Origin of the sequence: Streptomyces sp. R-74717 (assembly GCF_047305335.1) — a bacterium.
Classification (GTDB): Bacteria; Actinomycetota; Actinomycetes; order Streptomycetales; family Streptomycetaceae; genus Streptomyces; species Streptomyces atratus.
This window is the reverse complement of record NZ_CP102361.1, coordinates 1190059-1204388: the sequence shown is the minus strand read 5'-3', so window position 1 is coordinate 1204388 and position 14330 is coordinate 1190059. Positions and strand designations below refer to the sequence as shown.

The 14330-nt window shown below is 69.6% G+C and carries 13 protein-coding genes; 5 read left to right on the top strand and 8 right to left on the bottom strand.

Annotation, left to right across the window (positions count from 1 at the left end; translation table 11 throughout):
- Positions 1–72 precede the first annotated feature (72 nt).
- Positions 73–753 carry a (2Fe-2S)-binding protein gene (locus NRF20_RS05495; RefSeq protein WP_413752114.1) on the top strand — a complete coding sequence of 227 codons (681 nt, stop codon included), beginning with the start codon at positions 73–75 and terminating at the stop codon, positions 751–753.
- Here the strand turns inward: NRF20_RS05495 and NRF20_RS05490 are convergent.
- Positions 699–2435: an APC family permease gene (locus NRF20_RS05490; RefSeq protein ID WP_413752113.1), complete on the bottom strand. Its 1737-nt coding sequence runs from the start codon at positions 2433–2435 to the stop codon at positions 699–701. The two genes, NRF20_RS05495 and NRF20_RS05490, sit on opposite strands and share 55 nt — an antisense overlap.
- 183 nt (positions 2436–2618) lie before the next feature.
- Positions 2619–2795 carry a hypothetical protein gene (locus NRF20_RS05485; RefSeq protein ID WP_398633677.1) on the bottom strand — a complete coding sequence of 59 codons (177 nt, stop codon included), beginning with the start codon at positions 2793–2795 and terminating at the stop codon, positions 2619–2621.
- A 57-nt stretch (positions 2796–2852) separates the two neighbouring features.
- On the opposite strand from NRF20_RS05485, the gene NRF20_RS05480 reads away from it, so the two are divergent.
- Positions 2853–5216 carry a GH92 family glycosyl hydrolase gene (locus tag NRF20_RS05480; RefSeq protein WP_413752112.1) on the top strand — a complete coding sequence of 788 codons (2364 nt, stop codon included), beginning with the start codon at positions 2853–2855 and terminating at the stop codon, positions 5214–5216.
- Positions 5217–5257: 41 nt separating this feature from the next.
- Here the strand turns inward: NRF20_RS05480 and NRF20_RS05475 are convergent, their stop codons facing one another.
- The 3 genes from NRF20_RS05475 to NRF20_RS05465 all read right to left on the bottom strand — a co-directional run bounded on the left by NRF20_RS05475 (position 5258) and on the right by NRF20_RS05465 (position 8664).
- Positions 5258–5713 carry an ATP-binding protein gene (locus NRF20_RS05475; protein ID WP_398633675.1) on the bottom strand — a complete coding sequence of 152 codons (456 nt, stop codon included), beginning with the start codon at positions 5711–5713 and terminating at the stop codon, positions 5258–5260.
- A 99-nt stretch (positions 5714–5812) separates the two neighbouring features.
- Positions 5813–7438 (bottom strand): ATP-binding protein, encoded by a 1626-nt coding sequence (locus NRF20_RS05470; RefSeq protein ID WP_398633674.1) that lies wholly within the window; start codon positions 7436–7438, stop codon positions 5813–5815.
- The gene (locus NRF20_RS05465) at positions 7435–8664 is read right to left on the bottom strand and encodes a PP2C family protein-serine/threonine phosphatase (protein ID WP_398633698.1); all 1230 of its coding nucleotides are present in this window, start codon (positions 8662–8664) and stop codon (positions 7435–7437) included. The genes NRF20_RS05470 and NRF20_RS05465 overlap by 4 nt, the downstream gene beginning before the upstream one ends.
- A gap of 297 nt (positions 8665–8961) precedes the next feature.
- Between NRF20_RS05465 and NRF20_RS05460 the strand changes: the two genes are divergently transcribed.
- The 3 genes from NRF20_RS05460 to NRF20_RS05450 all read left to right on the top strand — a co-directional run bounded on the left by NRF20_RS05460 (position 8962) and on the right by NRF20_RS05450 (position 11486).
- Positions 8962–10446, top strand: a complete 1485-nt coding sequence (locus NRF20_RS05460; RefSeq protein WP_398633673.1) for an SDR family NAD(P)-dependent oxidoreductase — start codon at positions 8962–8964, stop codon at positions 10444–10446.
- Positions 10447–10794: 348 nt separating this feature from the next.
- Positions 10795–10971, top strand: a complete 177-nt coding sequence (locus NRF20_RS05455; RefSeq protein WP_266355410.1) for a hypothetical protein — start codon at positions 10795–10797, stop codon at positions 10969–10971.
- A gap of 257 nt (positions 10972–11228) precedes the next feature.
- Complete coding sequence (locus NRF20_RS05450) at positions 11229–11486, top strand: alpha-L-fucosidase C-terminal domain-containing protein (protein WP_398633672.1); 258 nt, start codon at positions 11229–11231, stop codon at positions 11484–11486.
- Here NRF20_RS05450 and NRF20_RS05445 read toward each other — a convergent pair.
- Genes NRF20_RS05445 through NRF20_RS05435 form a run of 3 tightly spaced genes read right to left on the bottom strand, consistent with a single transcriptional unit; the run spans position 11464 to position 14313 of the window.
- Positions 11464–12900: a lipase maturation factor family protein gene (locus NRF20_RS05445; protein ID WP_398633671.1), complete on the bottom strand. Its 1437-nt coding sequence runs from the start codon at positions 12898–12900 to the stop codon at positions 11464–11466. The two genes, NRF20_RS05450 and NRF20_RS05445, sit on opposite strands and share 23 nt — an antisense overlap.
- Before the next feature lie 49 nt (positions 12901–12949).
- Positions 12950–13462 (bottom strand): DUF1990 family protein, encoded by a 513-nt coding sequence (locus NRF20_RS05440; protein WP_398633670.1) that lies wholly within the window; start codon positions 13460–13462, stop codon positions 12950–12952.
- Complete coding sequence (locus tag NRF20_RS05435) at positions 13459–14313, bottom strand: YndJ family protein (RefSeq protein ID WP_413752111.1); 855 nt, start codon at positions 14311–14313, stop codon at positions 13459–13461. Before NRF20_RS05435 ends, NRF20_RS05440 begins: the two co-directional genes overlap by 4 nt.
- Positions 14314–14330 lie beyond the last annotated feature (17 nt).

The following is a 14330-nucleotide window of genomic DNA, read 5'->3' as shown; positions in this document are numbered from 1 at the left end:
CGGCGGGTCGCGGTATTCCGGGTGCTCGCGATGTCACCAGTGGCGGCCGGGGAGCCGAGAAGGAGCAGGGCGATGGACGAGTCGGCAGCGGCCTCTGTGGGCGGATTCTTCGCACTGCGTACCGCTTCACCGCCCGACGGAGCGCACCGCCCGCTGGCACTGTTGTACGCGGGGCAGTCCGCACCGCTCACGGCCCGTATCGACACGGTCGCCACCCGGCTCCGTACCCCTGAGCGCAGAGTCGCCGCCTCCGTCGCACACCTGGGGCTGGCCTCCCGTCTCTGGTCGATCGCACTCGGCCCGGCGGCCCTGACCGGCCGTTTCCCCGATCTCTCGCCCGATGCCCTGCACTGGGACCCACGGCTCACAGCCCCCGACGACCTGTGGCTGAGCACCGCCGAATCGCTGCCCGCCACCGCCGCCCGGATTCGGGAAGCCGTGCAGTACGCCCATCTCGTGCCGCTCGCCGAGGCGATCCACCGCGACGGCCCCCTGTCGAACGGGCTGCTGTGGGGCAACGCGGGGTCGGCGCTGGCAGGAGCCCTGCGCGAACTGGTCACCTGGGCCCGCACCCACCGCCGCCCCGACGTGTCAGGCCGGGCCCGCGCCCTGGCCGCCGAACTGTTCGACCACCCGGACCTCCGGAACACCGGCGCCCCGCACGATCCGGCGTTCCGCCGCCGCAGTTGCTGCCTCTACTACCGCTGTTCGGGCGGCGGTCTGTGTGGCGACTGCGTCTTCGAGAACGTCTGACACCCGGACGCGCCGGAGCCGGGCGGGAGGCCGGGGCACCCGCCGGGCACCACCTCGACGGAGCCGATGTACTCCTGGGTCTCCTCGTCGGGGAGCCGCACGGCCTGGGCCCAGAAGTAGATCACCAGGCTGAACGCGGCGATGAGCACGACGTCCCACCACAACGGCACGGCATCGGTCGCACCGCAGGACGCTGACGACGCCGGGCCGGTGCTGCAGAAGCCGCCCTGCCAGGAGATCAGCCCCATGCCCACGAGGTACACCGGCAGCCACTGCGCGGACCGCCAGTCCATGTGCGGAACCTTCGGGTTGAGCTTGAGCAGCGCGGAGCCGCCCAGCAGCAGATAGCCGAGCACGATGGCCAGGCCGAGCCGCCACAGGGTGTCCCAGCCCGCCCAGTAGATGATCAGGTTCGAGACGATGAAGGCCACGGGTGCCCAGAACATCCCGCCGGGCAGCCGGTACGGGCGAGGCCGGTCCGGGTCCTGTTTGCGCAGGCATCCGAAGGCGAGCGGCGCCCCCGCGTACATCAGCACACTCGCGGACGTGACGAAGCCGACCAGCTTCTGCCACGTGGGGAACGGCAGGAACACGATGAGGCCGACCACGAACGCGAAGAGCAGGCTGAACCACGGGACGCCGCGCTTGGTGGTGCGCTCGAAGACCGCGGGGACGTAGCCGTTGCGGGACAGGCCGTAGGAGACCCGAGAGGTGGCGGTGGTATAGATCAGGCCCGTACCGGACGGTGACACGACCGCGTCGATGTACAACAGCGTGGCGAGCCAGCCGAGTCCGACGGAGGTGGCGAGCCCGGCGAACGGGCCCGCCTTTCCGCTGAAGGAGAGATTGGCCCAGCCGTGGGCGAACGCGCTGTGCGGCAGGGCGGCGATGAAGACGACCTGAAGCGCCACATAGACGAGGACGCCGATGAGGATGGAGCCGATCACCGCCCGCGGGATGTCCCTGGCCGGGTTACGGCTCTCGCCCGCGAGCTGGTCGGCCTGCTCGAAGCCGAGGAGCGCGAAGATGATGCCGCTGGTGCTGATGGCGGAGAGCACGCCCCCGGCGCCGAAGGGGGCGAAGCCCTGGTAGCCGAAGTTGCCGCTGTGAAAGGTGGTGGCGGCCAGCACGATGATGGTGAAGACGGGGACGGCCACTTTCCACCACGTCGCCACGCTGTTGGTGTGGGCGAGCCATTTGATGCCGAGGAAGTTGACGACGACGAAGAACGCCATGAACGCGACAGCCAGCCCGTACCCCGCGGGTGTCAGGTGATTCTTGCCGGTCTGCAACCAGGGGGCGTGGACGCTGAGATAGTTCAGCGACGCCATGACCTCGATCGGCGCCACGGTGACGGCCTGCAGCCACGAGAACCATCCGAAGGACGCACCGGCGGCACTGCCGAAGGCATAGTGCGGGAAGCGGGCGGTGCCGCCCGCGACCGGGTACATGGCCCCCAGTTCGGCGTGGACGAACGCCAGCACAATGATGGCGAGTGCCCCGATTCCCCAGGAAATGAGCGCCGCCGTGCCGGCTGCCTGCGCGGCGAACAGGGCGCCGAACAGCCAGCCGGACCCGATGATGGACCCCTCCGAGGTCCAGATGAGACCGATCAGCCCGATTTCCCGCTTGAGGCCCGGATTCGTGGGCGCCGTGGGTGCGACCGGCTTGGACATCCGCATGCGGCATGCACCCCTTGTTCCGGTGGGGATGAGGCGTGGGGTGTACGTCTGCGTCCAGGAGGACCTCAACAGGATGCCCCGATCTTCGTGAATCGTTCCCGGAGCACGCGGAAGTTGCGCCAGTCGGCTCGCACCTGAGGTCGTCGCCCGATGGTGGATCCGAACGACCCGGAGAGGGATGTGTCAGACGTTGTGCGGCGTGGACAGCACCGATCCGTCGATGCGGCCGGTCTGGATGACCGGCCCGTGCTGGACGCCACCGCTGATCACGTTGTGCACGGCGGGTGACGCCTGGCTCCGGGGCGGTTCACCGAGTGAGTAGAGCAGCGAGCGGAGTCCGTCCGAACCCTTGACGCGCATCACCCGGGAACCAAGAATGATCGCGCTTTGACAACGTTGTCCAAGGAGGAGTACCCCATGCACCGGACCCCACGGCCGCGACTTCGCGGCCCGGCGGCCGTACTCGCCGCCGCAGCGCTCCTCGGCGGTGTCCTCACCACCGGGGCCACGGCCCAGGCCGCGCCCCGCGCCGACGAACAACTGACCGACCTGGTCAACCCGTTCATCGGCACCCAGAACGAGGGCAACACCTACCCCGGCGCCTCCGTGCCGTTCGGCATGGTGCAGTTCTCCCCGGACACCGGCCACAACACCGGCTACGACTACGGCGAGAACCACATACGCGGCTTCTCCGCCATCCATCTCTCCGGTGTCGGCTGCGGTCTGGGCGGCGATCTGCCGACCCTGCCCACCACCGGAGACGTCACACAGACCGACTACGCCAAGTACGCGGCGGAGTTCAGCCACGATGACGAGAAGGCGAGCCCCGGCTACTACAAGGTCGGGCTGAAGACCGGGATCGACGCCGAACTCACCGCGAGCAAGCGCACCGGTGTACAGCGCTACACGTTCCCGGCCACCGACAAGGCCAACGTCCTGCTCAACGCGGGCCAGTCGCTGCACCGGACGCTCTCGTCCAAGGTCGAGATCCTCGACAGCCGGACGGTACGGACCGAGATCACCGGCAGCGGCTTCTGCCAGGACACCAAGCCGTACACGCTCTACACGATCACCCGCTTCGACCGGCCGTTCACCACCTCCGGCACCTGGAACGGCGATACCGTCACCGAGGGATCCAAGGAGTCCTCGGCCGGTGGCGCCCGCAACGGCGCGTGGCTGCGCTTCGACACAACGAAGGACCGCACCGTCGAGGCCACCACCGCCCTGAGCTACGTCGACGCCAAGGGTGCCGCTCTCAACCTCCGCACCGAGGGCGGCCGCAGCTTCGACCGGGTCGAGCACGCCGCTCAGCATGCCTGGGAGGGGCGGCTCGAAGGCGTGAAGGCGCAGGGCGGCAGCGACCAGCTCCGCCGCACCTTCTACTCGTCCCTCTACCGGTCCTTCCTCGCTCCCAACATCGGCAGCGACGTCGACGGCCGCTACACCGGCTGGGACCAGAAGACCCACCACGCTGTTGCTGCCGACGGGGTATTCACGTACTACCAGAACTGGTCGCTCTGGGACACCTACCGCACGCAGGCGCAGCTCCTCTCGCTCCTGGCCCCGCGCGAATCGCGCGACATGGCGATCTCGGTCCTGCGCATCGACGCCGAGAGCGGCTGGCTCCCCAAGTGGGGGTACGGCACGGTCGAGACGAACATCATGACGGGCGACCCCGTCACCCCGTTCCTCACCAACGCCTACCAGCAGGGGCTGCTGAAGGGGCACGAGGAAGAGGCGTACCGGGCCCTGAAGAAGAACGCCGACGGGGTGCCGCCCACCGACTCCGCGCCCGTCGGCCGCGAGGCCAACGTGCAGTATCTGAAGAACGGGTTCGCCCCCTACATCAAGGACCGTCAGCACGCCAAGCCCGGTGACTCGGACTTCGATCACGGCGCTTCCGCCACCCTGGAGTACGCCCTCTCCGACGCGATGCTCGGCGAGATGGCCCGCGATCTCGGCCACGACGCCGATGCGAAGCGGTATGAGGACCGAGCCCAGAACTACCGGAAGATCTTCGACCCGTCGACCGGCTTCTTCCGCGCCCGCGACGCCGCCGGGGCCTTCACCGGACCCGCCGACCCGGCCCAGAGCGAGGGCTTCCACGAGGGCACGTCCTGGCAGTACCAGTGGCTCGTTCCGCAGGACCTGCCCGGCATGGTCGGACTGATCGGCGGGAAGGACGCCGCCAACCAGCGGCTCGACTCCTTCTTCGCATACGACAAGCTGCTCGCCGACCCGGCGAAGACCGCCCGTGAGGTCTGGGTCAACGGCCCGTACGCGTACTACAACGCCGACAAGTACAACCCGCAGAACGAGCCCGACCTCATCGCCCCGTACACCTATCTCTCCACCGGCCAGCCGTGGAAGACCACCGACGTGGTGCACGCGGCCCTCACCCTGTTCACCGACACCCCGACCGGCATGACGGGCAACGACGACCTCGGCACCATGTCCGCATGGATGGTGCTGTCCTCCATCGGCGTCTTCCCGGTCCAGCCGGGCACCGACACCTGGGGCCTGTCCACGCCCGCCTTCGAGCGCGTCGACATCAAGCTCGACCGCCGCTACTACCCGCGCGGATCGCTCACCGTCAGCGCACCGGGCACTTCGGACACCGACCGCTACATCCGGTCGGCCCGGCTCGACGGGACCGCGCAGTCCCGCACCTACCTCACCACCGACGACATCCGCTCGGCCCGTTCGCTCTCCTTCACGGTGGGCAGCGAGCCGTCGGACTGGGGCACTTCGGCCGCGGACGCCCCGCCCGCACTGGGCTGACCGTGGTCGTGGGGCGGGCGGCGTCCCGCCCGCCCCACAGCTCAGCTGCTCAGCTCGAACTCGGCCCGGATGCGCTTGCCCACCGGCACGCGCTCGGCGGTCAGCCGGTCGCACAGCGCCACCACGATCTCCATGCCGTGCCCGCCGGGGCGCGTCGGGTCGGGTGAGTAGAACAGCGGCAAGGCCGTGCTGCTGTCGTACACCGTGACGCTGACGCGCTCCGCGGTGCCCTCCAGCTCCAGCAGATACGGGCCCTGGCTGTAGCGGTCCGCATTGGTGACCAGCTCGCTCACGGCCAGCATCAGATCGCTGCGGGTGTGCTCGCCGAACACCGCGAGCCACTCCGCGGCCAGCCGGACCAGAAAGCGGTCGGCCAGGGCCCGCGCCTGCGCGATGCAGCCGGGCTCGCCGTCGAACACCTCGGCGCTGTGCAGAACGTCCGTGAGCCGGTCTCCGCAGGGGCGGCCGGTCGGTCGCGAGGTGACCTGTTCGTTCATGTGCTCCAGCCAGGGCGACGCAGGGGTGTTCGATGACAGCTACTCGACGTTCGCCTACCCGCGACGAACGGTCCCACTCCGGGGAAAACCCGGCAGATCTCAGCCATGGCCGGGCCGCCCCACGACGGATTCCGCGACGAGTGGTTCAGCAGTGGTGTGCGCGGGTGCGGCGGGGGTGACCGGCAACGTGAAGCGGATACAGGTGCCTTCGGCTGCCTCCGGCTCCAGCCAGATCCGTCCCCCGTGGAACTCCACGATCTTCCGGCACAGGGCCAGACCGATGCCCGTTCCCTCGTACTGCTCCCTGCCGTGCAGACGCTGGAAGATGACGAACACCTTCTGCGAGAACTCCGGCGCGATACCTATGCCGTTGTCCGCAACGGAGAAGTGCCAGTCGTCGCCGTCCCGTACACAGCCGACCGTGATCCGGCACGGTACCTCGGGGCGGCGGAACTTCACCGCGTTGCCGATCAGGTTCTGCCAGACCATGGAGAGCGCCGTCGCGTCCCCGGTCGGTTCGGGCAGCGGGCCCTCCCGGACGACCGTGGCACCGGACTCCTCGACGACCAGCGCGAGATTGGCCAGCGCACGGTCGAGGGCGCGGTCGAGGTCGACCGGCTTCCACTTGTCGTGCACCCGCCCCATACGGGAGAAGGTGAGCAGATCGTTGATCAGCACCTGCATCCGCTTGGCGCCGTCGACCGCGTAGTCGATGTACTGCCGCGCCCGGTCGTCGAGCTCCGCGGCGTACCGCTTCTCCAGAAGCCGGCAGAACGAGGCGACCTTGCGCAGCGGTTCCTGCAGATCGTGCGAGGCGACATAGGCGAACTGCTCCAGTTCGGCATTGGACCGGCGCAGCTCCTGGGCCTGTTCCGCCAGCAGCGTCCCGCGCTCCTGGGATTCGGCGAGCTCCTCGACGATGCGGCGGCGCATGTCCTCCACGGCCGCTGCCACCGCCCGCACATCGGACGGTCCGTCGACCTCGATCCGGTTACGGAACGCCCCCGAGCTGACCGTGTCCGAGGCGGCGGTCAGCCGGCGCAGTGGCCGGCCCACCATCCGGTTCAGCAGCAGACTCAGCGAGACAACCGCCAGCAGAAAGCCCACGACCAGCGAGATGAATACCTGGTCACGGGTGATGCGGGCCGTGCTCAGATCGGCGCGGGCCCGGTCACGCGCCACATCGAGATGCGCCTGCTGTGTCGTGTACAGCCGCCGCAGAGTGTCGAATTCGCCCCTGCTCCGCCGGATCGGGGCCGAGGACTCGGACGCCGGGCCGTCCCGGCGGACCGCGGCGACCAGCGGCTCGGCGTGCCGGCTGCGCCAGTCCCGCGCGGCTGCGGCGATCCGGTCGAGATCGCGGGCGAAGGGCTGCTCGTCCCCGACGAGGGCACGCACCTTGGCCAGCCGCAGCTTCTCGTCCCGCATCCCCGCCTCGTACGGCCGCAGGAAGGTCGAGTCACCGGTGAGCGCGTATCCCCGGACCCCGGTCTCCTGGTCCAGCAGGGCGTTCTGCAACTGGAAGGACGATGAGCGGGCGGGCTGGATGCGGTCCACCAGCTCGGTGGTGCGGTCGGATATCCGGGACAGCACCAGGCCACCGACGGTCAGCCCGGCGCAGACGACCAGTACGAAGACAGCGAGAATCAGATGGACCCAGTTCTGGACCGACAGGCGAGAGGCGAGGCCGCGCCGACGGACCGGCGATGCGTCCCGGCCGCTCATCGCGGCTCCCCCCGTCCCCAGCCCAGATGGAGCACGGCCACGTCGTCGGCGAGACCGCCGTACGGGGACGCGGCCCCGGCGGCCTCGTCGACCAGGGTGTCCACAAAGGCACGGGCCGCCAGCGACCCGTGCCTGCGGGCCATGGCGAGCAGCCCGTCCTCGCCCAGCCGGGAACCAGGCCCCGTGCGCCCCTCGAAGAGGCCGTCCGTGAAGAGGACGATCCGGCCGTCCCCGGGCAGGGACAGCTCCGAGGCGCTCCACCGTCCCGCCCCCGGGAGCAGCCCCAGGGCCATCCCGGGCTCGGGCTCGACCCAGCTCACCAGGGCGCCGCTGCGCAGCAGCAGCCCGGGGTGACCGGCCCGCACCACCCGCACCCGACTGCGGTCCGGCGCGAAGGACAGCGAGGTGAGGGTGGCGAAGACATGCGGGTCGGAGCGTTCGGCGACCAGGATCTCCTCCAGCAACCTGACGCGTTCGAGCTGGCCGGTGGCGCACAACACCGCGGTGCGCCAGGCCACCCGCAGACAGACACCCAGCGCCGCCTCCGCCGCCCCGTGCCCCGACACATCGCCGATCACCGCGTGCACCGTGCCGTCGGACGTCTGCACCACGTCGTAGAAGTCACCGCTGAGCAGGGCGTGGGCCCGGCCCGGTGCGTATCGTGCCACGGCTTCGAAGGAGTCGTCGCGCAGCAGGGGCACGGGCAGCAGCCCGCGTTCGAGGCGGGCGTTCTCCTGCGCCATCAGCCGGTTGGCACGCAGCGCCGCGGCGGCGCGCTCGACCTGCTTGCGCTGGAGGGCGTACCGGACCGAGCGGCCCAGCGCCTCCGGATCCAGCCGCCCCTTGACGAGATAGTCCTGGGCGCCGGTCGCCACGGCCGACAGGCCCGTATCGGCCTCGGCCCTGCCGGTCAGCACCACAATGGCCGCGTCGGGCGCCGACTCGACGATCTGGGTGACGGCGTCCAGGCCGTACACATCGGACAGGTGCAGATCGAGCAGTACGCAGCACGGGGTCCGGCAGCCGGCCAGGAACCGGCGCGCCTCCGAGAGCGTCCTGCACCAGGTCAGTGCGGAGTCCAGCTCGCTGTCTGCGAGCATCTCCTCGACGAGGAGCGCATCACCGGCGTCGTCCTCGACCAGCAGGATCATGGCATCGACGTCCCACACCGAACTGTTGCCGACCGGCACAAGTCTGTTCTGTACAGGGATGGCGGCCGGGCGCACATGCTGCGCCGGAGAGCCGCCCGAAGGGAGTTCAGCCACTCTCCACCCCCCTGTAAGGACGGCACAGCTCAACCCTGGCCGTATCGCAGGGAAGCATATGTGACCGATCCGTGGAGGAGCCGTCGGGGCGGAGGGGCGCAGCCATGCACACGCGCGCCCGCGAACTGCGGCAAAGCCCTGTGAAGTCACGCGAACGGAGCAGCATCCGGTGCATGGCAGACTTGATCGGGGCGTTCGGCCCGGCAGGAGCATGTATGGCGGTCGGCGCCACGAGTGACAAGCGACAGAGGAACGGCAATGACGGTGACAGAGGACAGCCCGGAGCTCGCTCCCGGTACTGAGGAGTTCGGTCCCGGTATTGACCCGGAGAGGCTGGCCGTCTGCCTGAGCGTGCTCGACGAACTCGACAACATCGAGGTCGACCACCCCGACGCCATCACCGTGCGCCGCGCCACGGCCGGGATCTACCGGACCGTGAAGCAGCGCCGTCGTCAGGAGCGCCGCGCCGCCAAGACCGCGCACGACAAGGCCGTCACCGAGGCCACCGCGACCGGCTCGGCCGACCGCATCGACGACGAGACCCAGGGGGTCCTGCCGTCGTCCTCGGCCCGTGCCGAGATCGCGGGAGTGCTCCAGCGGCCCCGGTCCTGCTACATCTGCAAGACCAGGTACGTCGAGGTGGACGCGTTCTACCACCAGCTCTGCCAGCAGTGCGCCAAGGAGAACCGCTCGCGCCGCGACGCACGGACGGACCTCACCGGCCGGCGCGCGCTCCTCACCGGCGGCCGCGCGAAGATCGGCATGTACATCGCGCTGCGGCTGCTGCGCGACGGCGCGCACACCACCATCACCACCCGTTTCCCCAACGACGCGATCCGCCGTTTCAAGGCCATGCCGGACAGCGACGAGTGGATCCACCGGCTGAAGATCGTCGGCATCGATCTGCGCGACCCCGCCCAGGTCGTCGCGCTCGCCGACTCGGTCGCGGCAGAGGGCCCGCTGGACATTCTGATCAACAACGCGGCGCAGACCGTGCGACGGTCCGCGAACGCGTACAGCGAACTGGTCAACGCCGAGTCCGCCCCGCTCCCGGCGGGCGAGCTGCCCGCCGCCGAGGTCATCGGCACCTTCGGCAGCGGCACCGTCGACCGTGTCGCGGCCCTCCCGGCCGCCCGCAAGGAAGGCCTGAGCGCGCAGGACGTCACCGAGCTCGCCCTGGTCACCGGGTCCGCCTCCCTGGAGCGGATCGCCGCCGGAACGGCGATCGACGCGGGCGGTCTCGTACCCGACCTGCATGACACCAACAGCTGGATCCAGACCGTCGAAGAGGTCGAACCGATCGAGCTGTTGGAAGTCCAGCTCTGCAACTCCACCGCGCCGTTCATCCTGATCAGCCGGCTCCGCCCGGCGATGGCGGCGACCGCTGCCAAGCGCGCCTATGTGGTCAACGTCTCCGCGATGGAGGGCGTGTTCAGCCGTGGCTACAAGGGCGCGGGCCACCCGCACACCAACATGGCCAAGGCCGCGCTGAACATGCTCACCCGCACCAGCGCCCAGGAGATGTTCGAGAAGGACGGCATCCTGATGACCGCCGTCGACACCGGCTGGATCACCGACGAGCGCCCGCACCCCGACAAGATCCGCCTTGCCGAAGAGGGCTTCCACGCCCCGCTCGACCTGGTCGACGGCGCCGCCCGCGTCTACGACCCGATCGTGCGCGGCGAGGAGGGCGAGGACCTGTACGGCTGCTTCCTCAAGGACTACGCGCCCGCCAACTGGTAGTCAACCGGTGGCGCTGCGTTCGTGCGGCGCCGTGGACCCGGCCCGGGACTGGTTCCCGGCCGGGTCTTTTCCGTACTCGATGGCCGAAAGTGACCCAGTGCACACATTCCATCGAGCGGGATCGCGCTCATTTGGTTACTCTGATGCGAACGGACGTCATCGAGGAGTCCACAAAACCTCCTCGACCGTCCTGGGACAGACTTGTCAACCAAGTCGCCGTCCCGCCCCGTACCCGGCGCCACCGCGACCGAACCGTTCTTGCCCCTGCCCCTCGCGGGTGGTCGACTCCCGGTATTGAGGCCGGGGCGTCGGCGACGCCCGGGGTTACGCGACACTAAGGAGTGCGCGGTGACGACACCAGAACTGACGAAGCGCGAGAAGCGACCCGCCGAACGGCACGGAGAGCGGGCCCGCGGGCCCGAGAAGCTCCGGAACATCGAGGTCTGGGCCAGGTCCGCACCGATCCGGCTGGCCGGCTACGAGGACGACCTCGCCGAGCCGCACATCCTGCCCAGCGTCGACTGACCGCTTCACACCTTCACAACCCGAGCTCCGGCCGCACCCCGCGAGGGGTGGGCCGGAGCTCGAGTGTTTGGGGGCGTCCACTGTTCGGGGACTGCCCGCCACAGACATCAACTCCATTCAGTCATCCGATGGTTGCGGGAACAGAGTTTCCTTCTGTCGGGAAGATTGCATTGACAGGTTCGCGTCATGCTCCAATCGTCGGACGTCATGACCGAACTTCCTGCTCGACATCGGGCCGAAGGCCGACGGCGGCACGGATGCCGCAGCTCGGCGAGGATCTGCGGTTCACCGCACGGCCGGACAAGGCGTTCTACATCCACTCCCTGGCACAGCCGGGCGCGAGCCTCACCGTGGAGGCCCCCGTGCCGATCCGCAGCGGTGACCGGGTCACCCTGCTCGGCCACGACCGGCCGCTCAGCTGGCGCACCACGGGTGGCTCGCTGGTGATCGACGTACCGGCGGCCCGCAGGATCGGGAAGCACGCCTGGGTGTTCAAGATCGCCTGGTCGGGCTGAGCCAGGAGGGACCGAGCGAGACGGGGGGCATGTAGTCCCGCACGTAAGTGCGGTGCCACCAGCGTCCCGTGGCCCGCAGTTCGCGCCAGGTCGTATACCGGTAGTGGTACAGCCTGGCGCGGACATGCGTGGGCGGGGTCTCGGGGAACGGGTTGTGACGCAGCAGCCGCAGCGTGTCCCGGTCGTTCTCCAGCAGTCGCTCCACGAACTGGCCGAACCAGGGGCCCGCGTACGCGGGGGAGAGCGCCGCGAACCACATCAGCCAGTCGAGCCGCAGATGGTACGGGGCGAACTGGCGGGGCAGCCGGCGCGGATCGCCCGGCTTGCCGCGGAAGCCGTACTCCCGCCAGACCGTGCCGTCGTGGAGCACCTGCTCGTCGGTGCCCTCTACCACCACCTCCAGCCGGACCCGGCTGATGCTGCCGAACGCGCCGTAGGTATTGACCAGATGCAGTGGGTCGAACGAGCGGTTCATCACCTGGCGGCGGGAGACCAGATTGCGCGCCGGGCGGTAGCTGAGGAACGCGACCAGCGCGGTGACCGCGATGACGACGATCTCGTACCAGAGCGGCGGCGCGGACTGCGCGGGCGGCGCGGCGAACAGGGACCAGTCGACGGCGGACAGGGCGAGAGTGATCGTCACCCAGTTCAGCCAGGCGAAGTTCCCCGAGACGACCAGCCACAGCTGGGTGACGATCATCAGTCCCGCGGCCGCGCTCGCCACCGGCTGCGGAGTGAAGAGGAGCACCGGCACCAGGAGTTGAGTGACATGGTTGGCCGCCACCTCGGCCCGGTGGACGGGCCTGGGCAGCCGGTGGAAGAACCAGCTCAGCGGTCCCGGCATCGGCTGGGTCTCGTGGTGGAAGTACAGACACGTCAGCTTGCGCCAGCACTCGTCGCCGCGGATCTTGATCAGCCCGGCGCCGAACTCCACCCGGAACAGCACCCAGCGCAGCAGCCACAGCACCAGCACGGGCGGCGCCGTGTCCGCGTTGCCGAGAAAGACGGCGAGGAAGCCGGTCTCCAGCAGCAGGGACTCCCAGCCGAAGCCGTACCACGTCTGGCCTACCTGGACGATCGACAGATAGAGCGCCCACGGCAGTGCCCAGAGCACCATCGCCGCCCAGAGCGGAACATACGCGTCCACGCCCGCAATCAGTGCGACGGCGAGCGCGCAGCCGGTCCAGCAGACGAGGGCGAAGAAGCGGTCGGAGTAGTGGAGCCGGAAGAGGCCGGGCGCGCTGCGCCAGTCCGTACGCCGCAGGAAATCCGGTACGGGCAGCATGCCGCGTTCGCCGATCAGCGCCCGGAACTGGAGCGCGGCGGTGAGAAACGCGACCAGATAGATACCGGCCAGAGCCCGCTGGAAGATCAGCCGGCTGAGCCAGTACCCGTCTGCGGTGAACCACTCCATCATCTTCAGTATCGGTCCGGTGACGCGGCTCGGCCCTTCAGACCCGCGCTCACCGGCCTTCGGTGACGATCCGGCGCAGCGTGGTGCCGAGCCGGCGGGCGTACCACCGCTGGATCACCGGTACGACGGGCCCCGAGAGCCGGGTGTGCCAGGCGGCCGGGCGGCTGAACGCCATGACGGTGAACCACACCGCCCCGTCGTCCGCGAGCTCCACCACGAATGACTCCTCGCCGCACTCGGGGTGCCGGACCAGCGTCCCGTAGGCGAATCCGATGCGGTCCTTCTCGTACGTGGCCCAGACGACCCGGCAGGGTGCGGTGAACCGGAACGGGCCGATGCCCAGCGACACCCGAACCGAGACCCCGGCCTCGGCGCGGGCCGCCGACGCACGGACCCCGGCTCCGCTGGTGCGATGCATACGCCATTCGGTGACCGCCGCGCCCGCTGTCTCGAAGTCGGCCCGGCCGCGCCCGACCCGGGTCCGGTGGTGGAGGTGGTGGTAGCCGTCGGGGAGCGGGCCGAGGCGAGTGGCTCCGACCTCGGGGTAGGTGAAGGTGCTCATGCGGTCCTGCCTTCGTGATCGGTGTGGTTCCGGAGCCTGCGCCAGGCAAGCATGGAGCAGAGTGCGAAGCCGAGTGCGTTGCCGAGACCGTGGGTGGCGGCCATCCACGTCAGCGTGGGGTGAGGGAGCCCGGTGGCTTCTCCCAGTGCCCAGCTCAGCGCGAGCACCATGGTGACCACGAGCACGGCGGACGAGGCGGCGAGCAGCAGCCGGGTGATCCGGTCCCGTTGCCCGCCGCGGATCGATCGCCAGGTGAGCAGGGCGACGGTCCACATGCCCGCTGTCAGAGCGACGGCCCCGGCCAGCTCGGCCCAGTCCCCGATGAAATAGCCGATCAGGACGAGCAGGGTGCCCAGCGGCACGCTCAGCGCAGCGAACCTTCCTGCGGCGCTGTCGACGACCCGGCAGACGAGTCCCGAGACCAGCGCGGCGGCGAATCCGGCGAAGTGGAAGTGCGGCACGGTCAGTGCCAGGATGCCGAGCCCGAAGCCGAAGAGTGTGTGCCCCGAGCGTTCTGCGACCAGCGCGATGGCAGCGATCGACGGGGTGATCAGGGCGGTGAGCAGGGCGATCTCGGTGGGTGTCACGGCGGAGGTTTCGGACGCTGCGAGGTTACGGAGCAGCCGTGGCGGGGCGTGCAGGGCGAGGAGCACGGCACCGAGCGCGTAGCAGGCCGCCAGGATGGTGGCGGGCCCGCCTCGTGGCAGCCAGAGTGCGACGGCGCCTGGCACGGCGAAGAGCGGCCACAGACGGCGCACCCGGTCCAGCTCGTGCGCACCGGTCAGCCGCAGCCCCATCGGAACCACCACCAGCATGCCCAGCATCACGATCAGACCGACCAGTACTGACATGACCACCCCCCGACTTG

Bases quoted from the DNA above. Each gene is read 5' to 3' on its own strand.
- NRF20_RS05495 (WP_413752114.1), top strand. From the start codon at position 73: ATGGACGAGTCGGCAGCGGCCTCTGTGGGCGGATTCTTCGCACTGCGT.
- NRF20_RS05490 (WP_413752113.1), bottom strand. From the start codon at position 2,435: ATGCGGATGTCCAAGCCGGTCGCACCCACGGCGCCCACGAATCCGGGC.
- NRF20_RS05485 (WP_398633677.1), bottom strand. From the start codon at position 2,795: ATGCGCGTCAAGGGTTCGGACGGACTCCGCTCGCTGCTCTACTCACTC.
- NRF20_RS05480 (WP_413752112.1), top strand. From the start codon at position 2,853: ATGCACCGGACCCCACGGCCGCGACTTCGCGGCCCGGCGGCCGTACTC.
- NRF20_RS05475 (WP_398633675.1), bottom strand. From the start codon at position 5,713: ATGAACGAACAGGTCACCTCGCGACCGACCGGCCGCCCCTGCGGAGAC.
- NRF20_RS05470 (WP_398633674.1), bottom strand. From the start codon at position 7,438: ATGAGCGGCCGGGACGCATCGCCGGTCCGTCGGCGCGGCCTCGCCTCT.
- NRF20_RS05460 (WP_398633673.1), top strand. From the start codon at position 8,962: ATGACGGTGACAGAGGACAGCCCGGAGCTCGCTCCCGGTACTGAGGAG.
- NRF20_RS05450 (WP_398633672.1), top strand. From the start codon at position 11,229: ATGCCGCAGCTCGGCGAGGATCTGCGGTTCACCGCACGGCCGGACAAG.
- NRF20_RS05445 (WP_398633671.1), bottom strand. From the start codon at position 12,900: ATGGAGTGGTTCACCGCAGACGGGTACTGGCTCAGCCGGCTGATCTTC.
- NRF20_RS05440 (WP_398633670.1), bottom strand. From the start codon at position 13,462: ATGAGCACCTTCACCTACCCCGAGGTCGGAGCCACTCGCCTCGGCCCG.
- NRF20_RS05435 (WP_413752111.1), bottom strand. From the start codon at position 14,313: ATGTCAGTACTGGTCGGTCTGATCGTGATGCTGGGCATGCTGGTGGTG.